The sequence below is a fragment of the Flavobacterium mesophilum genome, from assembly GCF_039581405.1.
Taxonomy (GTDB): domain Bacteria; phylum Bacteroidota; class Bacteroidia; order Flavobacteriales; family Flavobacteriaceae; genus Flavobacterium.
In genome coordinates this window covers 908726-929511 of sequence record NZ_JBCPXZ010000001.1, presented here as the reverse complement: position 1 = coordinate 929511, position 20786 = coordinate 908726, and the positions used below count along the sequence as shown (strand labels likewise).

24 protein-coding genes are annotated in these 20786 nt (G+C 32.5%); 3 read left to right on the top strand and 21 right to left on the bottom strand.

The features are described 5' to 3' along the window. Window positions 1–55: 55 nt before the first annotated feature. From AAYQ19_RS03970 to AAYQ19_RS03945, 6 genes are all read right to left on the bottom strand, one after another. Window positions 56–1963, bottom strand: coding sequence for a S9 family peptidase (locus AAYQ19_RS03970; protein ID WP_343534073.1), 1908 nt, complete (start codon window positions 1961–1963; stop codon window positions 56–58). Window positions 1964–2324: 361 nt separating this feature from the next. Then, on the bottom strand, window positions 2325–2726 hold the full coding sequence (locus tag AAYQ19_RS03965) for a hypothetical protein (RefSeq protein WP_343534071.1): 402 nt from the start codon (window positions 2724–2726) through the stop codon (window positions 2325–2327). Window positions 2727–2859: 133 nt separating this feature from the next. Then, window positions 2860–3762 (bottom strand): hypothetical protein, encoded by a 903-nt coding sequence (locus tag AAYQ19_RS03960; protein WP_343534069.1) that lies wholly within the window; start codon window positions 3760–3762, stop codon window positions 2860–2862. Window positions 3763–3893: 131 nt separating this feature from the next. Further along, window positions 3894–4541 (bottom strand): hypothetical protein, encoded by a 648-nt coding sequence (locus tag AAYQ19_RS03955; protein WP_343534067.1) that lies wholly within the window; start codon window positions 4539–4541, stop codon window positions 3894–3896. Between the two features lie 2 nt (window positions 4542–4543). Next, complete coding sequence (locus AAYQ19_RS03950) at window positions 4544–5101, bottom strand: hypothetical protein (protein WP_343534065.1); 558 nt, start codon at window positions 5099–5101, stop codon at window positions 4544–4546. Window positions 5102–5143: 42 nt separating this feature from the next. Then, window positions 5144–5689: a hypothetical protein gene (locus AAYQ19_RS03945; RefSeq protein WP_343534063.1), complete on the bottom strand. Its 546-nt coding sequence runs from the start codon at window positions 5687–5689 to the stop codon at window positions 5144–5146. A gap of 132 nt (window positions 5690–5821) precedes the next feature. Here AAYQ19_RS03945 and AAYQ19_RS03940 point away from each other — a divergent pair, with 132 nt between their 5' ends. Further along, a complete protein-coding gene (locus AAYQ19_RS03940) occupies window positions 5822–6607 on the top strand; it encodes a DUF5995 family protein (protein ID WP_343534061.1) in 786 nt (261 codons plus the stop codon). A 126-nt stretch (window positions 6608–6733) separates the two neighbouring features. Here AAYQ19_RS03940 and AAYQ19_RS03935 read toward each other — a convergent pair whose 3' ends face one another. The 10 genes from AAYQ19_RS03935 to AAYQ19_RS03890 form a co-directional block, all read right to left on the bottom strand. Continuing rightward, a complete protein-coding gene (locus AAYQ19_RS03935) occupies window positions 6734–7567 on the bottom strand; it encodes a DoxX family protein (protein ID WP_343534059.1) in 834 nt (277 codons plus the stop codon). A 127-nt stretch (window positions 7568–7694) separates the two neighbouring features. Further along, the gene (locus AAYQ19_RS03930) at window positions 7695–8408 is read right to left on the bottom strand and encodes a hypothetical protein (protein WP_343534057.1); all 714 of its coding nucleotides are present in this window, start codon (window positions 8406–8408) and stop codon (window positions 7695–7697) included. A gap of 239 nt (window positions 8409–8647) precedes the next feature. After that, on the bottom strand, window positions 8648–9004 hold the full coding sequence (locus AAYQ19_RS03925; protein ID WP_343534055.1) for a hypothetical protein: 357 nt from the start codon (window positions 9002–9004) through the stop codon (window positions 8648–8650). A gap of 165 nt (window positions 9005–9169) precedes the next feature. After that, window positions 9170–9472 carry a hypothetical protein gene (locus AAYQ19_RS03920; RefSeq protein ID WP_343534053.1) on the bottom strand — a complete coding sequence of 101 codons (303 nt, stop codon included), beginning with the start codon at window positions 9470–9472 and terminating at the stop codon, window positions 9170–9172. Between the two features lie 285 nt (window positions 9473–9757). Continuing rightward, window positions 9758–10627 carry a hypothetical protein gene (locus tag AAYQ19_RS03915; protein WP_343534051.1) on the bottom strand — a complete coding sequence of 290 codons (870 nt, stop codon included), beginning with the start codon at window positions 10625–10627 and terminating at the stop codon, window positions 9758–9760. Between the two features lie 207 nt (window positions 10628–10834). Then, complete coding sequence (locus tag AAYQ19_RS03910; RefSeq protein ID WP_343534049.1) at window positions 10835–11356, bottom strand: hypothetical protein; 522 nt, start codon at window positions 11354–11356, stop codon at window positions 10835–10837. 351 nt (window positions 11357–11707) lie between these two features. Next, window positions 11708–12577 (bottom strand): toll/interleukin-1 receptor domain-containing protein, encoded by an 870-nt coding sequence (locus AAYQ19_RS03905; RefSeq protein WP_343534047.1) that lies wholly within the window; start codon window positions 12575–12577, stop codon window positions 11708–11710. A gap of 132 nt (window positions 12578–12709) precedes the next feature. Further along, a complete protein-coding gene (locus tag AAYQ19_RS03900; protein WP_343534045.1) occupies window positions 12710–13597 on the bottom strand; it encodes a DUF4231 domain-containing protein in 888 nt (295 codons plus the stop codon). Then, window positions 13594–14178 carry a TIR domain-containing protein gene (locus AAYQ19_RS03895; RefSeq protein ID WP_343534043.1) on the bottom strand — a complete coding sequence of 195 codons (585 nt, stop codon included), beginning with the start codon at window positions 14176–14178 and terminating at the stop codon, window positions 13594–13596. The genes AAYQ19_RS03900 and AAYQ19_RS03895 overlap by 4 nt, the downstream gene beginning before the upstream one ends. A 37-nt stretch (window positions 14179–14215) precedes the next feature. Further along, window positions 14216–15208 (bottom strand): hypothetical protein, encoded by a 993-nt coding sequence (locus AAYQ19_RS03890; RefSeq protein WP_343534041.1) that lies wholly within the window; start codon window positions 15206–15208, stop codon window positions 14216–14218. A gap of 289 nt (window positions 15209–15497) precedes the next feature. Between AAYQ19_RS03890 and prfA the strand changes: the two genes are divergently transcribed. Together prfA and AAYQ19_RS03880 are read left to right on the top strand one after the other, a co-directional pair. Next, a complete protein-coding gene (gene prfA / locus AAYQ19_RS03885; protein WP_343534039.1) occupies window positions 15498–16574 on the top strand; it encodes a peptide chain release factor 1 in 1077 nt (358 codons plus the stop codon). A 463-nt stretch (window positions 16575–17037) separates the two neighbouring features. Beyond that, on the top strand, window positions 17038–18369 hold the full coding sequence (locus tag AAYQ19_RS03880; RefSeq protein ID WP_343534037.1) for a DUF5723 family protein: 1332 nt from the start codon (window positions 17038–17040) through the stop codon (window positions 18367–18369). Between the two features lie 431 nt (window positions 18370–18800). Here AAYQ19_RS03880 and AAYQ19_RS03875 read toward each other — a convergent pair whose 3' ends face one another. The 5 genes from AAYQ19_RS03875 to AAYQ19_RS03855 are packed head-to-tail and all read right to left on the bottom strand — an operon-like array spanning window position 18801 to window position 20777. Continuing rightward, complete coding sequence (locus AAYQ19_RS03875) at window positions 18801–19178, bottom strand: hypothetical protein (protein ID WP_343534034.1); 378 nt, start codon at window positions 19176–19178, stop codon at window positions 18801–18803. A 33-nt stretch (window positions 19179–19211) separates the two neighbouring features. Next, window positions 19212–19571 carry a hypothetical protein gene (locus AAYQ19_RS03870; protein WP_343534032.1) on the bottom strand — a complete coding sequence of 120 codons (360 nt, stop codon included), beginning with the start codon at window positions 19569–19571 and terminating at the stop codon, window positions 19212–19214. A 38-nt stretch (window positions 19572–19609) separates the two neighbouring features. After that, window positions 19610–19894 carry a YtxH domain-containing protein gene (locus tag AAYQ19_RS03865; RefSeq protein WP_343534030.1) on the bottom strand — a complete coding sequence of 95 codons (285 nt, stop codon included), beginning with the start codon at window positions 19892–19894 and terminating at the stop codon, window positions 19610–19612. A gap of 50 nt (window positions 19895–19944) precedes the next feature. Further along, on the bottom strand, window positions 19945–20097 hold the full coding sequence (locus tag AAYQ19_RS03860; protein WP_115886438.1) for a lmo0937 family membrane protein: 153 nt from the start codon (window positions 20095–20097) through the stop codon (window positions 19945–19947). A 35-nt stretch (window positions 20098–20132) separates the two neighbouring features. Next, on the bottom strand, window positions 20133–20777 hold the full coding sequence (locus AAYQ19_RS03855) for a porin family protein (RefSeq protein ID WP_343534026.1): 645 nt from the start codon (window positions 20775–20777) through the stop codon (window positions 20133–20135). Between the last annotated feature and the right edge of the window lie 9 nt (window positions 20778–20786).

The following is a 20786-nucleotide window of genomic DNA, read 5'->3' as shown; positions in this document are numbered from 1 at the left end:
AAGCCACAGAAAATATTTTCCTGCAGCTTTTCAGTAAGTCAAAGTTTGATATTATTTATTTCTTCTGTTTCAAATGTTTGTCAAGGAATTTTTCCATGGCACCATAAAAATCAATGCGATTGTCTTGGTTTCTAAAACCATGACCTTCATCGTTTTTGACCATATATTCAACCACCACGCCTCGTTTTTTCAAAGCCTCAACCATTTGGTCGCTTTCTGCTTTGTTTACTCTCGGATCGTTTGCACCTTGTGCGATGAACAATGGCGTTTTGATTTTATCAGCATGCAAGGCTGGCGATGCAGAGGCAAGCAACAAACTGTCTTTTTTAGGATCGCCGACCATTTCGTGAAACTGATCCAAATACGGTTTCCAATAAGGCGGAATCGTATTCATGAACGTAAACAAATTACTCACACCCACATAATCTACCGCTGCTGCGTATAAATCTGGAGTAAAAGTGATTCCGGCAAGCGTTGCATAACCACCATAGCTTCCGCCGTAAATTGCAATACGGTTTTCATCGGCAATGCCTTCTTTTTTCAGCCATTCAACACCGTCAGTAATGTCGTCTTGCATGGTTTTTCCCCACTGTTTGAAGCTTGATTCCCAAAATTTCTTTCCGTAACCCGTGCTTCCTCTGTAATTCATTTGCAAAACTGCATAACCACGATTGGCCAAAAACTGAACTTCCGGATTGTAATACCAGCCGTCTCTCGCCCAAGGCCCACCATGCGGATTAATAATAACCGGCAGATTTTTAGGTTCAACGCCCAACGGAAGTGTCAAATAACCGTGAATTTCCAAACCGTCTCTTGATTTGTATGTTATCGGCTTGATGTGGCTCATTTGTTTTTCTTCAATCCACGGATACGGATTTGCGACTTCTTTTAAATCTTTGGTTTTGAAATCATATAAATAGAATTTCCCTGGCGTTCTGTCATTTCCTGCCCAAACAATTGCTTTGGTTCGCGCATCGTCGTAGCTTACAATTTCAGTTTCGTAGCCTTCAATTTGCTTTTTCAGATTTTCGTGAATGGCTTCCCAATCTTTATCAAAAAAATGTTCTTCCTTTTTTTCAGCTTCCCAATCAACAGAAGTCAAAGCTTGTTTTTTTCGGTCATAGTTAATGCCGTCTAAATCATATTTGCTGTCAGCAAAAAGCTCTTTTACATCCTTTTTAGCAACAGGATCATATTCCACCAAAACTACTTTGTCTTTTCCGAGATTGCTCAGCGCATAAATATTTTTATTGTCTTTGTCAAAAGAGGCAGGTGAAAAAATATCTTTAAAAGTTGTCGTAATCAAAGGTGTAAAAGGTTCTTTGTCTGAATTTCTGTAATTCCACGTAATGTTAACGCCATCGGTTTTTGAGGCAAGACGAATAACGCCATTATTATCAGTTACCCAGCCATCAAAGTTTTCTTTATTGTTATAAAGCAATGTCAAAGTTCCTGTTTCAACATTCAAAATATAAGGGTCAAAATATTCTTTTACCCTTTTGTTGATTTGCACAATCAATTCTTTTTCTTTTCCCGGAATGTCGATCAAAGCATCTGTTATATCACTTCTGATGCCAGGAAAAGGCGTTAAAGCCTTTAAATCAGTTCCATCTGCCTTTACGGAGAAAAGTTGAAAATTTTCATCTCCGCCCACGTCCTGCGCATATACAATTCGGTCGCCTTTCCAGAAATAATTGAAAATGCTGCGCAAAGTATCGTTTGTTACGCGAACCGCTTTGGTCTCGTTTACTTTTTGAACAAAAATGTTGATTTTTCCTTTGTAATCAGCGCGGTAACTGAAGTAATTACCGTCGGGAGAAATTCTGAAAGAGCTTTTTTCTCCATTTTTGAAAAAAGTTTTTACGTCAATTAATGGGGCAGGTGTTTCTTTTGGTTCCTGTTTGCAGGAATTTAAAACCAATGCTAAAACAACTAAAACAGATAAAAAGGATTTTCTAATCATATTTTGCTTTTTTGAGGTTTTGGAAATTATGAACTGCTAAAAAAAACAGATTGTAAATAATGTATTTTATTGTAAATCTGATTTTTATGTATTCAAAAATAAGAAAAGTTTGCGAAATAAAATCGATAAAAAAATACTTGCCAAAATCACCGCAAATCATTGAAGAGAGCATTGCCCTTTAGGTTGGTCGTAACAAAATAGGAGGGAGAAAAAAGAATTTTTTATGAGAAAGAAACGATAATACAGAATGGTTTGAACAGTTATGTAATTGTTCTATATTTCTAAATTAAAAATTATTACCTCCACTGGCAGGAGCAGGGGAAAACGAGCGAGACGATCGTGCAAGCGGAGAAAACTGTTATTATACTCCTCTTATTAATTCATCAAAATTGTTTGCCTTTTTTATATTTTCCATCCACTTAAATTTATATTCATTTGATTCTAGATTGTTTATCCTTTGTAACATGAAATCCTTCAAATCCTTCAAATCAATTTTTTCTTCAGTTAATTCAAAAATCATTTCGTGTTTCGGTCGCACAAAAAAACTCATCCAATTCCTCTCCTTTTTTTGAAGTCTGACGATTTTAAAAATAGTTCCTTTGGCATCTACGATTTTATGATTTAACCTGAATCTTTCAAACAAATCATAAGAGTTACTGTAAAAATAAATATCATCAAAGATTATTTCACTTACATTCTCTAAGTTCCACTCATTTATAGAAATATCTAAAACAGGAAAATTGATTTTATTAATGTAATCCATAATATGTTTTTTTGATAGCGCGGATTTGCAATACGTGCCCATAAAGATTGGTTTGTTTTCTGTAAATATAAAAAAAGCTGATTTATTGTAGCTTTTGTTTTTAAGGATTTGTATAGAATGACGAGCTGGCTTATTATTCTATTTTTTGTCGGCTTGTGCTGCTATATTTTGTACCGTCGAAGGATAATAAATCTTCCCATTCTACATCTGTTTCTGGTTTCGCGCATCTTGTTAAAAGGTAAGGAAGTTTATTTTTCATTAGCGGAATAATTTTTAAATCAGTAATATTTTCGGGTTCGGCGCTTTTGTACAGAATTTTTAATTCTTCACCCTTAAATGAAACGACATACGAATCAGACTCAGAATTGATTACTGATATCACAGTGTCGTTGTTTGCAAAATGAAGATGCGTCCCACTCTTTTCAAGGCCAAAATAGGATTTAGTTACGCCCAGTTTAGTAAGTAGTTTTTGTGTTAATACAGTATCTCGGATTATTGTATAATTTGGAGTTTCAGTAGTTTTATCAAAATTGCTGATGGCATAATTTTGGTTTGATTTTATTCTTTTATCGGTTTTGTAAACAGCAATAAAATGAGACGCAATCGGTTCATTTAGATATTCTGTGCGAACAAAATCGCCATTGCAAATAAATTTATTATTCTCGTCATAGATGGCAAGTTTTGACAAACCTCTTAAATCAAAATATTTTGACGCCAGACCTGCTGGAAATCGATGTCTGCTGGTTTCATCATCTTGATAAATCAAGGAATCTGCCAGTTTTACGATGTCATAATATTCTTGATCGTTAATCTTGTCGCTTTTGAAGGATAGTTCGATATAAACTTCATTTTTTTTAGAAAAATAGAAAGTATTCACAAATCCGATAAAATGGACTTTCTCATCCAAAACGGTTGTTTTTTTCTCGTTTGTGTGGGCCGGTTTTTGCAAACTTTTAATACTTGAGATGTTAGATTTGTCTTTTTTAGAACAGCTAAAAGTTAATAGTGCAATTGTCAACAGTATTACAATTCTCATTTGTTGTGGCCTTTTTAGGGTTTGTTTTTCAAAGCTAATTTTTTAAGATTTAAGAATAGTAAGGATAACCATAAAAGCTCAAAAAAAATATTATGGTTGTACTAATTGTAAATCCAAACACGAGCTAATTTTTATTGCTGCAATATCAAATTTTCCAAATTAATATTGCCGCAATGAATTTCTTTATCATTGATTTTGTAAAATAGATTTTGGCCTTTTATGCTAAGTCCTGTTCGTAAAGTACCACGAGCGCCGTTAACTACAGAAAGCAATACGACATAAAAACTACTCGATTTTTTCGGGTTGATGATTCTTTTTAAAGAAGACGATTTGTCGAAATTTTCATCTAAAAAAGGTTCTAAATCGGTCAGACCATAATTAAATAAAGAAACTTTCTCAGATGTCATTGGGTTTGGCGGCATCAAGATCTTAAAATACGAGCCAGGCATAGACGGAACTTCATACGAATGAATAGGAAAATCAATCCTAACTTCAAGCGGATGGTTTGTCTCATTGCTAATTTGTGTCCAAAATATAGCATACCGATATTCCTTGCCAGTTGGATCTGTGTATTTCATTCCGCCTTTTGGGAAACTGTTTTGTATTGTAACATGTGCGCCATCAGAATCAGTGTATTTATAAGTAGAATAGACGCTTTTATTAGTCAATGATTTTTGGCTTTCAGAATCTTTTGCCGAATCTGGAGTTGATTTATCATTTTGCTTGCAGGAAAAAAGTCCTGTCGTTGCCAAAATCAGTATTAGGATACGTTTTTTCATTTCTAACTTTCCCTTTTATTTTTTGTTTCAATTCGCTTTTCGATATGATCTTCAACCATCATAACATCATCAAATAATTTCCAACCTGATTTTGTCAAAGTTGCTTCAATTTCTAGATAATATTTACGGTCGCTCTTGGAATCGGTTAATTCGACTAAAATTGCTGAATACTCATTTCCGTCACTTTTTTCAGTTTCATAAATTATTCGGTTGATTTTGGCCGTATTCCAATCCGGATTTTTTTTGCCTCTGCACAATTCGCCTTTTAAGTCTTCGTATCTGCCTTTAACGTTTTTTAGCTCATCGGCTTGAACTAATTTTGCTTCTTCTTTAATAGGTCTTTTAAATGTGATTTTGCTGTAACTTCGTTGTATTTTAATTCCGTTTTCATACTCAGAAAGCGTCGGAACTAAATTGATAAAAACATTGACATCAGATTGCTGTAAAGCCAATACTATTTTATTTGCTAATTGATCTCTGTCAAGCTTTTGCCCAAAAGAAAAGTTTGTTGATGAGATGTACAGTATTGCCAGCAAAAATATTCTAATCATTTTTTTCATATGTGTATTGTTTTTTAAATTCATTAATCCAGATTCTTATGATTACGTTTTTTCTTCGATGATTTTTAATCTCATTTCCTCTGCAGCATAATTATAGCTTCCATTATTTTTTTCGTTTACATTCAAGACTTTTTTTGCTAAATCAAGATAAAAATTTAGGGGTTGGCTTCTTTTAGGAATATTATGTACTACTTGTATATTTTGTGTTAAATATTCTTGACTTTCTAGATCATCAACATGCAATATTAGTTTGCAATACAAGTAAGATCCATTTAAATTTGGGTTAACAATGCTAAGAAATGGATCGGCTAAATCAAGAACGATTTCTTCTTTCCAATTCCAAATTTCTGAAACGAATTTTTCACATTCGTTTTTAGAAAAACTATTGAGGTGCGAAACTATTTTAGGATTATGATAATAGTGCCAAGAATCGCCCTCTTGATCTACAGAATTGCCATTTATATATAAATACAACGCCTCAATTTTGTTTTCAATTTTTGGTATTTCATCCATATATAAATAAGGTAATTTGAAATCTGTAGGTTTAAAGATTGATTCGCTTTGATGTAAATATAAAAAAAGCTGCATGATTTTTTGCAGTTTCGGAATTTTTAAAAGCAACAAGATAACAAGAGAATTACTTCAAAAAGATATCAAGTGAAAGCTTAAAATAATTATATTAGTTCCTCTCAATTTAATGATAACCAATTATAAATGAGTATGAAACAAGCAGGGACTATTGATGAAGTAATTCTGTTATTGGATGAAATAATAGAAAGATCAAAACTAGAGCAAAGCAATCTGGGTTTGTTTGCTATTCTGTATCGTGAAGTTACAGTCAGAATAAAAGAAGGCATTCTTGCTGGCTCTTTTCAAAATGGCGAGCGAATGGAAAAATTAGACGTCATTTTTGCCAATAGATATCTTAAAGCGTATTATCAATATCAAGCCAAAGAAAAACCATCAGAATGTTGGGGATTTGCTTTTGAACAGGCCGAAAAGTTTTGGCCAATAGTACTGCAACATTTGTTACTCGGAATCAATGCGCACATCAATCTCGATTTAGGAATAGCATCAGCTGAGGTTAGTACCATTGAAGATATCGAAGATTTAAAACATGATTTTGACGAAATAAATGCTATTCTTAGCAATTTGGTAGCTGGTGTCGAAAAGTGTTTGATCAAAATTTGGCCAACACTTACGTGGATATTAAAATTTACAGGTAAAGTAGACAATTTTTTTATCGATTTTAGTATGGAAACCGCAAGAAATGGTGCATGGAAATTTGCTACCGAATTTGTCGCAGTTCCAGAAAATGAAAGAGAAGACTGTACGAAATTAAGAGATAAAAGAATAACCGAAATAGCCCGATTGGTTTCAAACCCAGGATATTTTGTTAGTGCCGTTTTCAAATTCATCCGATTATTTGAAAGAGGTACAATCGCTCAAAAAATAATGGATATGCAGATCATGGAGGAAAACAATATGGAATGTGTTGTCGCGTAAATTTTAAAAATCGTAGAACACGGAAAAACCTAAAGTTATTTCCAATGTAAAACAAAATCGAGCAAATTTTCGACAATTATTTTGAGCCAGTTTTTCTTTTTTGTCTCAGCCATTTTTACTGTTAATTTAAATTGGTTCAGAAGCCAAAAGCTGTTTTTTGGAATCGTTTGTAAATGAAATGACCAATGCAATACCACAGAAAAGCAGAGCAATAATGGTACGTACAATTTCATTTCCGCCACCTGCGACTGGATTTGCAACGGCATCAGGAATATGGAAGAAAATGAAAAACACGACAAGCATGACTGCCAAAAGAAATGCGATTGGTTTTATCCATAATTTGAAAATAATCGAAATGCCTGAACAGATAAGGGCAACACCGGTAAAGTAAGTCCAAAACATTGGGAACAGAAAAAATTTTGGGATCAACGAAGCAATAAAACCAGCAAAAATAAAATGACTGCTTCCAAATAAGAGGATTAGAAGCGCATAAAAAATACGCCCAAGCGGAATAATTTTTTCAGATGCTGTTGCAAAGAAATTCTTTTCAGCGCTAAAATTATTTGCAGGAAATGAGCCAGCCATTACAAACGCACCACCGCTATAAGTCAATTCTTCTATAGCATTTATCCAAACTTGAAAATCGGGAGATTTTGGGCTAAAAATCAAAATAAAGAGAAGATGCGAAAAGAGGAAACCAGCAAGAAATCCAAATCCTAAATAAAGACAAACCCTTCGGGTATCAACGGATTTAATTTTAATTATTCCCGAAATAATAATTCCGGTAACTATTAAACTGACTCCTGCAAGGATTGAAAAAACAGTATATTCATGAGCCCAAGCGGGAAAAGGAGATAAAATTTCCGAACGAAAATCTTTGATGATAAGCTGGTGTGCTCCCAAAGCAACAATCCCGATTCCGTACAACAGACGCCCGAATTTAATAAGTTGTTCTTTCATTAATAGCGGTATTTGTGAATATCAAATATAGAGATTTGTTTTGTAATGTGTTGATATATTTGATGTTACTAATGATTCTGAACAAATTTTAAATATTTGTTGTAAAAATAAATTTCGTCGCAAATCTTCAATTTTTATTTAAGTCAACAATTGTCCAATTGCCATTTTCAAACTTGTTAATATCTCCAACTTGTGAAGAAGAGAAATAAATTGCTAGTTTATGAAGGTCGCTTTTTCGTAGTTCACAATGTATTAATTTTTTCTGCTCAAGGGAAAGAATCACTACTTGAATCGTTTTGTTTTCATTTGTCCATAGTGCTTGATAGCCTAAAAAGCTCTTAAGAAGCTTGGTAAAAACGCTTGACAATGTCTTGCTATTGGTGTTTTTTAACAAATGTATGAATGCACCATCTTGTTCTTCTGCGATTAGTTTTAAAATATCTTTTCCGCTTTTTTCAATTCCAGAATTACGATATTTAAATTCAATATTCATTTTACGCACGTAATGGTTTGTGACATTTTTTTCAAATACACACATATCATGCGAAGCCGATTGACCATTATCATCAACAATACAGGTTTCTACAGTTTTGCCAAAAGAAAATTTCCATGTTGTTGGCGTTTCAATTGAATAATATAGATTAGGGTATTTTATTTTAAATTCTTCAATAAATAAAAAACGAAGTTCCTGTTCAGAAATTCTAACAATCTCTTTCTTTCCGCCATCTTGAATTTTTAAAGGAAAAATGAGTTGTTCGTTCGAGTAACCGCCGTTTATTACATTGTCCATTTGAACTAAACGACTTAATGCCTTTTTGCTTAATTCAGGAATATCGATCATAAAATTTTTGTTTTATTCGTTAGCGCAGATTTGAAATCCGCCGCTGCGCAAATGTCTCTGACTTTGCGCCAATTTTTGAATTTGTAATTTAAAAACGAAGATTATTTAAAGTCTCAGACTTTTACCCAAATATAATTTAAAAAAACTTTACTTTTTAGCTAAAAGAAGCTAGTACGAGCGTGACGCTTGCGCCGACGTGGGAATTTTTATTTTTAAGGGAAGTATTTTGTAAAGAATCTTTAAATACAGCCGCGTCTAAGCAAATTTCTTTCTTGATACCTAAGTTGTATGCGATAGAAATCGATTTCCATTAATCGGTTAAAAAGTGTATCAGATACATTGCTATAATCGAAAGTATCGAAATGCAGATATAAATTATGCTTGTTATTGAATGAATCACGGAGCATAATTATTTTATCTCGTTCTTTATATTTCAATTTCTCAAATGATTTTTCGTATTCGAGTAAAACGATCCTTGAAGCTTCAAGATTGGGCATAGTGGTTTTCTCCTTTTCTATGCGAGTAAGAATGTATTCATCATTATTTCGTGAATTTATTTTTAATTCATCTCGATAGTTTATGAGTTGCCTATACATGATTTTTTGCTCTTCACTGTTTTTTTTACAAGATGAAAATAGTATGATAAATAGAAAGATGATTATTTTTTTCAAATTATATAGTGTTTGATTGAAATTTGTGGATGTGTGAAAACGAGCGAGACGCTCATGCCAGCAAGAGCAGGATAGCTGTTGAGAGCAGACCTATTTGAGTTTGTCATTCATAAATTCTGTTACAACTTTTAGTTCGTCTAATTTGTTTTTAAAATCTAAATCTACTTCAAATTCAGCTTTTGTCATCAGATACTGTGTCGAATTAATTTTGATTTTTTCTCCATTAAATTCGTTGTTTTCAAGTATGTATATTCGCCCAACACCATCTAGTTTTTCTGTATTTCGACTTTTAGAAATTTGGATAATGGATTGGTTTTGATTAATTAAGCCTTTTAAATTATAATTTCGCAACAAGATTAATAATGTGTTTTCGAAAAGGATAATATCAGACATAAATAATTGCCACGAAAAAGAAAATTTGCTTTTCGCGCAAATTTCAGTTCTTACGTTTTTAATTTCTACAAAATTTTGATTCCCAATTCTTTTAAAGAGGAGCTTACGTTTATTTTTATAATATAAATGAAATCCATAATTCCCAAAAATGAGAAATGAAATCATAAAAATTATGATAGTGAGTACATTAGAGCTCATTTTTTAGTATTACTGTTAAGGCTTCGTTACTATAGATTTGAGACTAAATTAAATTTGATAGTGCAAATCCGCGCTAACGGGTTTTCGTTATTTAATATTTTTGTTTCGATATTGTTCCGATTTTATTAATCTTACCGCTCTAAGCAATTCTACATATTGATCTTCCATCATTTGCTTGCTTATCGAAGCAGATTTGATTCCGTTAAAACCAATCACTTTATAAGTGTTTCCAATTTTCTTAAGAAGCACCGAGGAACTTTCCTGATAAAACATATAATAAGCCAAATCTCCTTTAAAAGAAATATCTCCGCTCGCCGCATGCGGATTGTTGATTTCTTCATTAATTACATCGGCGCCAGATCTTTTTTTTGCATACTCATAAAGACGTTTCACAAAATCTGCTGTCGCATCATCGCAATTGTTTTTTAATGCATTTAAATCGTTGTTTTTACAATAGTTATTTACATCACTAAAGAAAATATTGGTAATTTGAAAAACAGGATCTCTAGCAGGTTTTCCTTTTAAATACACTTTGTAATCCTTTATTTTTTTCTCTACTGCAGCAATGGAATAAGCATTGGGAAATATTTCATTTTCGCCAACAATTGTCCATTGGTCATTATTTCTTACTAAGTTTAGTTGGAAAGGTATCGGACTGTTCATGATGCAGGTTGCCTTATTTCCTTTAATTTCAACAGTTTTTGGCGTTATAGTTAGTAACTCTTGACCAAATGTAAGATCAGATTCAAGAAGTCTTGAATATTGACGGTTTAGAAGCATCAGTCTGTAAAGAGTATCTCCGATAACCGGTTTTATTTTTAAAGTGTCGCCATTTTCAAAAGCTAACCTGCCCTCCATATAAGTTGTGCAGGTTTCTTTTATTTTGCTTTCTTCGCTCTGTTTACAGCTTGTCAAAAAAATAAATAGTAGAAAAAGTAATGAGTAGATTTTATTCATAAATAATGTTTTAGCGATTTCTTAGAATATGGTTTAATAAGGCTTAAAAATAATTAAAAAAGCTTCAAATGATTTTTATAAAATATCATTATCCGATAGCGCGGATTTGTAATCCGTGGCCATAAAGATTGGTTTGTTTTCTGCGTGATTTACAAAGTGTCTTGCTATTGCGGGCATGGATTGCAAATCCGGGCTAGTGGCTGTATTTTATTTTTCAATTTTCTTCAGATATATTTTTTTATTGTAATATTTAGAGCCAAATAAAATATATTTCCTATTGTCTGAATATTTTTTTGCTTTTCGTACTATTTTGTTCGTCTGTATATTGTAAGCAAACAATTTTTCGTTTGATATTTTGTATTTTAAATGATATTCTATTTCCTTTTCCTTTTTTAAATCATAAGAATGAGTTTTTCCAAAATCTTCAAAACTTATAATTGTGTCTTTTCCATTTACTTCAACAATTTCATTTTCAGTTTCACCCTTTAATTTGTTGAAACGTAAATATAAAACCTTATTTTCAACTTTATAATTTCCATCAAGTTCAGTATGCATTAAATCTCCAGAAAATTCGTAATGAAAAGTACTGTCTCTTTTCAATTCGATTTCAGTTATAAAGAAACCTAAATCGGCAAAGTTTGAACGATATTTTCCCTCAATTGGTTTATTTGCATTGCAAGAAATTAATAATGTTAAAAAGCAAAGACTTAAAATTGTTTTTAGTTTCATTTTTACATTCTATTTGGATAGTATAGTCATAGCAGTTGTTATTAGTGCCACTACGCAAATGTCTCTGACTTTGCGCCAATTTTCGAATTTATAATTTAAAAACTAGACTACCCAAAGTCTCCGACTTTTACTCAAATATAGTTTAAAAATAGTGTAGTTTTTAACGGGATAGAATTATGCAGCGATATATTTCTTAAGATTGGCGCAAAGAGTCAGGAGACTTTTGACATGTTTGCGATTTATAAGAGGCATTAAAAATTACGCAAAGTCGGAGACATTTGCGTAGCGCTTTGGGAGGAATACTTCGCGTAGCAGGATTTTTATCTTGACAAGTAAATCCAATGTCTTTCACTAATTTTTTATGTCTCTGATTCCTTTAACAAGTTCATCATATGGTCTTGTAACTCTATTCGTAAAATCCATATATTGGAGAGATTCAAGCCTAGGATGAAGTGATGTTTGCTTCAGCATTATTGGGAAGATTTTAATTCCTTTACCCCAAGCGTATGCCCATTCATAAGTTACGTATTCGGATTTTCTAGCTTCTGGAGACATAATAACAATTATTGCTTTTGATTTTGAAATTCCTGTATCTATTTCTTCTCTCCAATCTTGTCCGATTTTTAATCTTTCATTATCCATCCAACATGCAATTTTGTTTTTCTCAAGATGAAGTTTTAGTAGTTCTGCAAAATCAGCATCATCATGTGAATGTGAAATAAAAACTTGGTCTTCAAGTTCTATTTTACTCGTTGGTAATTTTATTGAGTTTAATTTCTCTTTTGTAGATTCTGAATATATATTGCCTATGGTGTGAACTAACTCGTTTATTACAGAAGCTTGCTCATTTGAATTTAATTCTTCAAAAACTTTACCATTAGACGGGAAAATTCTGCTTTTAACAATCCATTTTTTTGACGACCAATTAACCTCATTGTATATTATTGGAAAAATAATTTTATTTTCAGACTCTATTATTTCATAATATTTTTGTTCTATTTCAGTAGGATAAAAAGAAATGAATTCCGATGTTATAATGGGAATCCAAATATCTGATTCATTCATTATTCTTACATCTTCTCCATCCTCTTCAACGTGACCATTTGTACGTAAGTCTAAGAAAGTTGTCACAGATAAGTTTTTGTCTATTTTCCTGATTTGTTCAGCTAAGCGTGTTACAAAATCGTCACTTGAAGGAAAATGGTCTATATAAATTTTCATATTTTTTGATTAAGAATCTTACTAATGTTTTGATGCTTTTTATTTTGACAAAATAAATTATGCTATTTCTACTTTTTATGGAATGTTTTGTTGATTCCTTGTAGTTTTATATAATGGTGAGTGCAAATTTAGTTATATTCTTTTTTGAGCAATCCAAAGAGTGTGTTCTCTTGACATAGCATTTTCTGAATCCAATACAAAAGTCGCGAAATCTTCATCTGAGTTTATAAATTGAGCTTGATTTTTTATCAAATTTAATTCTGATAAAGCAGTGTTGTATGCTTCTTTATTTTCTTGATATTTTTTTAATTGTAACCAGCTAAAAAAACAAGATGACAAGGTAGTAAATAGGCCAACTAAGTTAAAATCTGAATTTGGAAAGAAAATTAAGAATATTATTGAAAGTATTGCAAAAAACTGAACAGCAATGACAGCCCAAAACCAATTTTCATATTTAGTTTTGTTTGAGTCGGCTTTAGAACTGTACCACTCAATTTGATTGCTAATTCTATTTTCAAGATAGAATTTTTTCCTGTCCTCAAGTAATAAATTTCTCGTCTCAAGCATTTTGGTTGTTATCGGTTTTTTTTTCAAATCATCAGCTTTTAAAGAATTATTAATATCTCTAAATTCATTAATGATTTCTCTTATTCTTGATATGAATCTATCATTAGCTTCTAACTCTGTTAAATTATATTCAAAATATTCTGATTTCATCATAAATCTCCAAGTTAATGTTTTTGTAGATTCTGCTAAAGCTCTTCCCCTATACCAAATATCCTCATACTTTTTAATTTTAATAATTAGTGAAAATATAAAAGCTATAGATAATATTGTGGCAGAAAAAATATAAGTTATTTGTTTTGTTTCTGTACAGTTATAATTATAGACGGCTAAAGCAGCACTTATAGTCATTAAAATTAGATCCCATCTAACATATGAAATGTATTTTTTTTGGGCTAATAATGAGGCCTTGTCTCCTGCAATAAAATAATTTGGGAAGTCTGAATTGTTTATCATGGTCGAACTTTTGTTTTATTAGAAATTGGATGACATCTTTTTTCGAATGCTAAATCTATATAGTAATTGGGATCCTTACAGAAATTTTCCCAGGTTGTCAATATGCAATATCTTTCATCTTCGCTCCAAGAACATTTATCATTTGGAATATAATAATTATACGAGAACTCTTTAATAACTGTGTTGTCATTTATGTTTACTAAAATATGTGAGTTTCCACATTCAAGGCATTTGTAACTTCCTTGATAAACATTCTCTGTCATAGATGGAAGAACAACTCCTAAGATTCCATTTTTTGTATTGCCTTCTCCGTTGTATATGGAAGCTTGTAACTCACGTTTTATAAAATTTTGATTCTCAAAAAAATTATTTTCGGCACCATTATCTCCGATTAAAAAAATTGTAACAGTTGAGTCAGATAAATAATCTTCCCTTATTTTTCTCATTATATAATCTTCATCGTCTGAGTTAATAGGTTCATGTAGTGATTTATCAATCATGTCAACATCTAGATTGTCATGTATGATTTTTTTATATGCAATATCTTTTGACTTGAACGAAATAAAACATTTGTGTGCCATCTTTTTAATTTTGTTTGTAATTAAAATTATAATACAGTTAAATTTTGAAAGAGATTATTTTAAAGTTTGGAATTTCTAAATTATGACTTTTAATCGGTAATGGAATGTCTTTAATAGAAGACTTAGAGATATTTAAAAAATTAATTATGATATCTATATTATTTGGTAGTGGCTCAAGAAAAGTTCTAGATTCCCCCATATTGTCTTGATTATTGAATAAATTAGCGATTTTTTGGCCGTCTAATGATATTGAATAGTTTGTTCTATGGATTGAACTGTTTTGCTCTCTAATTTCATATTTTAAAAAAACTATTTGTGAAAAATCCTGATCTCCATTAACTCGATACTTAGTGTATGGGAATTCATTGTTGTCATATGGAATATCATTGAGAGCTAGTATACATGTTGTGAGTAAAAAATCATTGCGAGACATCTTTTCATATGCTACTTGAACAATAGAAGAATAATTAGGCAATAGTAATTTTAAATCTATAAGTTTAGCCATTGTAATTTTGCCAAGAAGTAGATACAAAATTGTTTGAGCAAATGTTGTATGGACTATTCGTTGAAGCATATGTTCAAAAAGATCATTGCCTTGTTTTTTTGCGTATCCCAAGTATGTTATGGAATTTGGGTTAGTACAGTATTTATGAATTTCGTAGCAAATCCATGGTCGTCGCATTGTCCATATCCAATTATCACATTTCCAATCATAAGCCGCTATAACAGGGATGGTTTTGTACATTTCTGAAAAGACAGCAACATCATTTATTAAATCTTTAGAATCTTGTTGGATTGAAATAATATCCACTAATAAAAAATCAATCATTTCATTTTTTGCATGGACGAGACAAATGAAAAGATTTTTAGATTTGCCAGACATGATATCACGCTTCCAAGATAGTATGGCAATTTTCGCTCCCTTTAGAAAGGGATTAATTAAAATAACTGGCAAATCAGAAATACTAATAGTGTTTTGAGTCTTTAAAATGCATTTTTTCACATCTATAGCTTTAATTAACACTTTCATCTAATTCCGTATTTTTTTTAATAATTTTTAAGAAACTTTTCAAACATAATTCCTTTTGCATCAAATATCTTACGGAAAACCGTAAAGAAATAATTACATCTAATCTTTAATTCTGGTTGAATCCTTTAATAGCTTATCTAAAACAAACATCGTATTAATTTTAAATTCTTCACCAAGTAAAAACACCCGATTTAAAGAGAAAAAAGATTCTAAATTCCCCAAAAAAACAACACTAGAATTTTCCACAAATATTTTGTAATTTTGCAGTCCAAAATAAAGGAAAAAGAAAATGTTAGATAGACTTCAATATGTAAAGCAGCGTTTTGATGAGATTTCGGATTTGATTATTCAGCCGGATGTCATTTCAGATCAAAAACGTTATAAGCTACTCAACCAAGAATATAAAGGTATTAAGGCTTTGGTTGAAAAGAGAGAAGAATACATTATAGTTTTGGCAAATATCGATGAAGCTAACGAAATCATTGCTGATGGTAGTGATGCTGAAATGGTAGAAATGGCTAAAATGCAGTTGGACGAAGCAAAAGAGCGTTTGCCAGAATTGGAAGATGAAATCAAATTCATGTTGATTCCGAAAGATCCTGAAGATGCTAAAAACGTAATGGTGGAGATCCGCGCGGGTACGGGTGGAGATGAAGCGAGTATTTTTGCTGGTGACCTATTCAGAATGTACACTAAATATTGCGAAAGCATGGGGTGGAGAACCTCTGTTGTAGATATGAACGAAGGTACTTCGGGTGGTTTCAAAGAGGTTATTTTTGAAGTTACTGGAGAAGACGTTTACGGAACTTTGAAGTTTGAAGCGGGTGTTCACCGTGTACAACGTGTTCCTCAAACAGAAACGCAAGGTCGTGTGCATACATCGGCTGCGACGGTTATGGTTTTGCCAGAAGCGGAGGAATTTGATGTACAAGTGGATATGAACGATGTTCGTGTCGATTTCTTCTGTTCATCAGGACCTGGAGGACAGTCGGTAAATACAACGAAATCGGCTGTACGTTTGACGCACATTCCAACCGGATTGGTAGCGCAATGTCAGGATGAGAAATCACAACACAAGAATAAAGATAAAGCTTTGATGGTATTGCGTTCTCGTTTATACGAAATGGAATTGGCTAAAAAGCAAGAGGAAGATGCTAAAAAACGTAGTTCTCAAGTAAGTTCTGGAGACCGTTCGGCAAAAATCCGTACATACAACTACGCTCAAGGTCGTGTAACTGATCACAGAGTTGGTTTGACACTTTACGATCTAGGAAACATCATGAATGGTGATATCCAGAAAATCGTGGCTGAGCTTCAGTTGGTGAATAATATGGAGAAATTGAAAGAAGCTTCTGAAGTTTACTAAACGTAAACTTCTTAGGTGCTAAGATACTAAGATGCTGAGGTTCTAAGCTTTTTTCTTAGAACTTATGATATTAAGCCGAACTTTTGTTCGGCTTTTTTTATTGTATGAAAGTGCTTAATTTTGACAATAAGGAGAAAGTAAGATTAATAAGATTGTTTATAAACCTTAGGATCTTAGTGCCTTAGTATCTTAGAACCTTTTTATTGTATGAAAGGGCTTAACTTTTTTGATTTTCAGCGCTTAAATTTAAGAGAAGTTGTATAGCTAATAGTGAGAAAGTAAGATTATTAAGATTGTTTGTAAACCTTGGAATATTAGTGTCTTAGCATCTGAGAACCTCGAAAAAAAACTTAACGAATTCATAATTCGTTAAGTTTTTTTTTGGCTTTTTTTGTTTCATATTTGCATGCCTTTATTAAACAATTCTAAAGGTAAGCCAACCTAACCAGTCTAAAAATAATCTATGAAGAGAACTTTACTTTTATTATGCTTCTTTGGAAGCTTTTTTTATGCGCGATCGCAATCGTATTTTGGGTTTCGAGATGATAATTATGCCGGGATTCAAGGCGTTCTATTTAATCCGTCGGTGATTGTGGATTCGAAATACAAGTCGGATGTTACTATTTTTTCGGCAAGTGCAACAGGACAAAATGATTTGTACGGCGTTAATTTTGCTGAGGTTCTAGACGGCAATTACGATCTACAAGCTGATGCCAGCAAAAACATCAAATCAAACAATCGTGGTAATTTGAATCTCGATATTATGGGGCCGTCGTTTACGTTGAATATTACGCCTGTGCATAGTATTGCGCTTTATTCGCGCGTGCGAAGCGTAACAAGCCTTGTTAATGTTAACGGACAACTGATTGATGAGCTAAACAAAGATCTTGATGTTTCAAATAGTTTTATGATTCAAGGCGGAAGTCCAAATAGTGTGACGAATTCATGGGCGGAAATTGGAGCAAGTTATGCAACTGTTTTAATGGATCATGACGATCATTTCATAAAAGGCGGACTTACTGTTAAGTATTTGATGGCGGGAGTTAACGGCTACATCAACGGAAATGATTTAAGCGTGGCTTTTACTAAAAACAATGCCAACCCAGAGCAAAGCCAATATTTGTCAACAGGAACTTTAAAAACTGCAGCAAGCTACGATTACCAAAACGGAAATGATCCTAAATTTGATGGTGCATCGGCAGGAGTAGGACTTGATTTGGGTTTTACTTATGAATATCGCACCAATTGCCATACTTGTATCGGGAATCGCTACAAATTCAAAGCAGCAGCATCGGTAACGGATATCGGAAGAATCAATTATAAAAATATTGTTGAGAATACGTATAACTTGGCTGGAAGAGTATCTCAAGCCGATATCGACAATGCAGAAAGTATTTTCGAATTCTTTGACACACATTATACAAAAGTTTCCTCTAAAACGGGTGTAAAGGCTAATTTGCCAACAGCACTTCACACGAATTTTGATTGGAATATCGATAATAAATTCTACTTGAATTTAAGTGGCGATTTCAGCTTGGTTGATGCTAAAAAAATAAATGGAACGGCACTTCCAAATTCGGTTACATTCACGCCTCGATATGAAACCAGACAATTCAGTTTTTACATTCCTGTAACGTATATGGAATACAGCGGTACGCAAATCGGAACTGGTTTTAGAGCTGGTCCGTTGTTTGTGGGTTCTGGCTCGCTGATTTCAAATTTGTTTTCGAATACTTCAAAAGCGTGTAATTTGTACGTTGGTTTGAAGTTGCCGATTTATCAAAATTACAATTAAAGGTGCTAAGGTTCTAAGTTGCTAAGGCTCTAAGTTTTTTCTCTTAGCTTTGAATAATTTTTAAGCCGAACTTTGTTCGGCTTTTTTAATCTTAGCACCTTAGTATCTTAGAGCCTTAGTCCCTAAAAAAAAAGGCCGAACTTTTAGTTCGGCCTTTTTCTATGCTTAGCATTCCGGTTTCTAAGAACTTAGCATCTTAGCAACTCAGAGACTTAGCATCTTTCAAAAAATATAGTGTGTATTAACCGTTTAATCGTTTGATTTAAAAGAAATTATTCCATTAGAAAAAACGTATAAGCGTGTTAGATACCGAGAAATACTCTTGTGTATTCGAGACATTTATATAGGTTAGAGTACATGTAGACACCGTTTTTTATTATTATTTCGCTAAACTTTTCCATAATATTAAATTTAAGTTTGACAAATTACTCTTATGATGGTTCATATTGTGATGATTCTTCTGGTGAAGTTTCATCTGAAGATTCTTGATGAGGTTTCGAAACCAAATTGGTGATAACCAATTGAACGATTGAGCCCAAAATTCCTTTAAACATTGAATCGCTTTTGCCGACAATAAATCTTTTGGCTAAATATCCAATTCCGATACTGATTGCCGATTGTGCAAGATGGCTTTTGAAACCAACTGTTTCGTTGATTTCTTCGACCGTATTGCGAATCAAGTTTAGTGGTTTTAAGTTCTCTTTGATGTCGTCGATTTCATCTTTTATAGAACACCATTCGGCGTCCTGACGATCTTCTAATAGCTTTATTCTCTGATTCAACTGATCAATAGTGTAAATAGGCTCCATAACAGTCTTTTTTAGTTATTAATAAGTTCAAAATCAGTTTTGTTTCTCTTTTAAAATACTTGAAATGATGGTATTTCCAATTGGCGTTTTTATCAGTGAATGATGCGTTTTGTGAATCACGATGGCAACAATTAAATAAAATAGCGCCATGATAAAAAATCCATAGTAATACTCGCCAAGTTCTTTTCCAACCCATAAACTAATCCCAATATTTAGGAACAGGGTAAAAAATGCAACAACAATACCGACTGCTATCTTTGATGTTAAAGTTGATACTACATCTGCGACAGAACATACTGTTTTGAGTTTTAATAACTCTAAACTTGTTTTAGCATAGTTTTCTGCTTTTTCATAAAGATTTAAATTCTCGTTTGTTGTTGCATTTGGTTCCATGATATAAGGTATTTAGGGTTTAAAAATCGCACTTTAGATTAATAGTTCGATTTTACAGTTTTTGCCTCGTCTTTAATTGAATTAAAATCGTCTTTAACTTGGTTAAATTTAGATTTTCCTTCATCCATCATTTCTTTTCCGTTTGATTTGATTGTGTTTACAATTCCGTCAAACTTCGCTTTCATGTTATCTCCGTAATCTTTCGATTTATCTTTGATTTTTTTTCTTGTTTCAGACCCTTTGTCTGGTGCAAACAATACTCCTAATAATGCTCCTGCGGCTGCAGCTCCAACAATTCCTAAAATGGTGTTACTCGCTTTCATAATATTTGATTTTAATGATTAATATATAATTGTTTTAAATGTGATTTGTTTTAAATTTCCCTGCCTTTTATAAGTCTAAGCAATACAGCAACAATGGCAATTACCAATAAAATGTGAATAATGCTTCCGAAACTGTAAACAAAGAATCCAAGAGCCCAAAGAATAACCAGTATAACTGCTATTGTGTATAATAAATTTGACATGGTATTTCTATTTAGAGGTTAATTAAAATGTTTTTCTAGTTCAATTTATACGATAGGTATAAAGACAAATTGCTGTTTTTTGCATCTGGAACTGTATAAGTAGTTCCTGCGATTGTTCTTTCTTTTCCTATCGTTGTTAATCCGTAGTTGTATCGTAAACCAATACTTATCGGACTAAAGTCGACTCCAACACCGGCAGATAAACCAGCATCAAATCGGTTTAAATCATTGGTGTCGATTTCTTCATCAAAGTTGAAATCACCGTCGCCAGAAACTTTAGAGCCCACTAGATACGATGCATATCCTCCGGCATGAATATTAAAGTTTTTGGTAATGTTTACTCGCACTAACAAAGGCACTTCAATGTAATCCAGTTTAAATTTTCCGTTTCCGCTTACAAAGGCATTGTTGTATTCTAATTTGGCACCTTTTGTAGTATATAAGATTTCAGGCTGGATTGCGATAAAATCTGAAATTGGCAATGTGGCGTAAACCCCCGCATTAAATCCGTATAATATATTTTCGTCGTCAGCATTATTGTTATATAAATTTGACATATTGAATCCTCCTTTTACACCAAACTCGGTGGTTACATTTTCATCATTTTGAGCTTGAAGCACTCCAAATGAAGCTGATAAAAATAGGGTTAAGGCGCATAAAAATTTGATTTGCATTTTCATAATAAATAA

Bases quoted from the DNA above. Each gene is read 5' to 3' on its own strand.
- AAYQ19_RS03970 (WP_343534073.1), bottom strand. From the start codon at position 1,963: ATGATTAGAAAATCCTTTTTATCTGTTTTAGTTGTTTTAGCATTGGTT.
- AAYQ19_RS03965 (WP_343534071.1), bottom strand. From the start codon at position 2,726: ATGGATTACATTAATAAAATCAATTTTCCTGTTTTAGATATTTCTATA.
- AAYQ19_RS03960 (WP_343534069.1), bottom strand. From the start codon at position 3,762: ATGAGAATTGTAATACTGTTGACAATTGCACTATTAACTTTTAGCTGT.
- AAYQ19_RS03955 (WP_343534067.1), bottom strand. From the start codon at position 4,541: ATGAAAAAACGTATCCTAATACTGATTTTGGCAACGACAGGACTTTTT.
- AAYQ19_RS03950 (WP_343534065.1), bottom strand. From the start codon at position 5,101: ATGAAAAAAATGATTAGAATATTTTTGCTGGCAATACTGTACATCTCA.
- AAYQ19_RS03945 (WP_343534063.1), bottom strand. From the start codon at position 5,689: ATGCAGCTTTTTTTATATTTACATCAAAGCGAATCAATCTTTAAACCT.
- AAYQ19_RS03940 (WP_343534061.1), top strand. From the start codon at position 5,822: ATGAAACAAGCAGGGACTATTGATGAAGTAATTCTGTTATTGGATGAA.
- AAYQ19_RS03935 (WP_343534059.1), bottom strand. From the start codon at position 7,567: ATGAAAGAACAACTTATTAAATTCGGGCGTCTGTTGTACGGAATCGGG.
- AAYQ19_RS03930 (WP_343534057.1), bottom strand. From the start codon at position 8,408: ATGATCGATATTCCTGAATTAAGCAAAAAGGCATTAAGTCGTTTAGTT.
- AAYQ19_RS03925 (WP_343534055.1), bottom strand. From the start codon at position 9,004: ATGTATAGGCAACTCATAAACTATCGAGATGAATTAAAAATAAATTCA.
- AAYQ19_RS03920 (WP_343534053.1), bottom strand. From the start codon at position 9,472: ATGTCTGATATTATCCTTTTCGAAAACACATTATTAATCTTGTTGCGA.
- AAYQ19_RS03915 (WP_343534051.1), bottom strand. From the start codon at position 10,627: ATGAATAAAATCTACTCATTACTTTTTCTACTATTTATTTTTTTGACA.
- AAYQ19_RS03910 (WP_343534049.1), bottom strand. From the start codon at position 11,356: ATGAAACTAAAAACAATTTTAAGTCTTTGCTTTTTAACATTATTAATT.
- AAYQ19_RS03905 (WP_343534047.1), bottom strand. From the start codon at position 12,577: ATGAAAATTTATATAGACCATTTTCCTTCAAGTGACGATTTTGTAACA.
- AAYQ19_RS03900 (WP_343534045.1), bottom strand. From the start codon at position 13,597: ATGATAAACAATTCAGACTTCCCAAATTATTTTATTGCAGGAGACAAG.
- AAYQ19_RS03895 (WP_343534043.1), bottom strand. From the start codon at position 14,178: ATGGCACACAAATGTTTTATTTCGTTCAAGTCAAAAGATATTGCATAT.
- AAYQ19_RS03890 (WP_343534041.1), bottom strand. From the start codon at position 15,208: ATGAAAGTGTTAATTAAAGCTATAGATGTGAAAAAATGCATTTTAAAG.
- prfA (WP_343534039.1), top strand. From the start codon at position 15,498: ATGTTAGATAGACTTCAATATGTAAAGCAGCGTTTTGATGAGATTTCG.
- AAYQ19_RS03880 (WP_343534037.1), top strand. From the start codon at position 17,038: ATGAAGAGAACTTTACTTTTATTATGCTTCTTTGGAAGCTTTTTTTAT.
- AAYQ19_RS03875 (WP_343534034.1), bottom strand. From the start codon at position 19,178: ATGGAGCCTATTTACACTATTGATCAGTTGAATCAGAGAATAAAGCTA.
- AAYQ19_RS03870 (WP_343534032.1), bottom strand. From the start codon at position 19,571: ATGGAACCAAATGCAACAACAAACGAGAATTTAAATCTTTATGAAAAA.
- AAYQ19_RS03865 (WP_343534030.1), bottom strand. From the start codon at position 19,894: ATGAAAGCGAGTAACACCATTTTAGGAATTGTTGGAGCTGCAGCCGCA.
- AAYQ19_RS03860 (WP_115886438.1), bottom strand. From the start codon at position 20,097: ATGTCAAATTTATTATACACAATAGCAGTTATACTGGTTATTCTTTGG.
- AAYQ19_RS03855 (WP_343534026.1), bottom strand. From the start codon at position 20,777: ATGAAAATGCAAATCAAATTTTTATGCGCCTTAACCCTATTTTTATCA.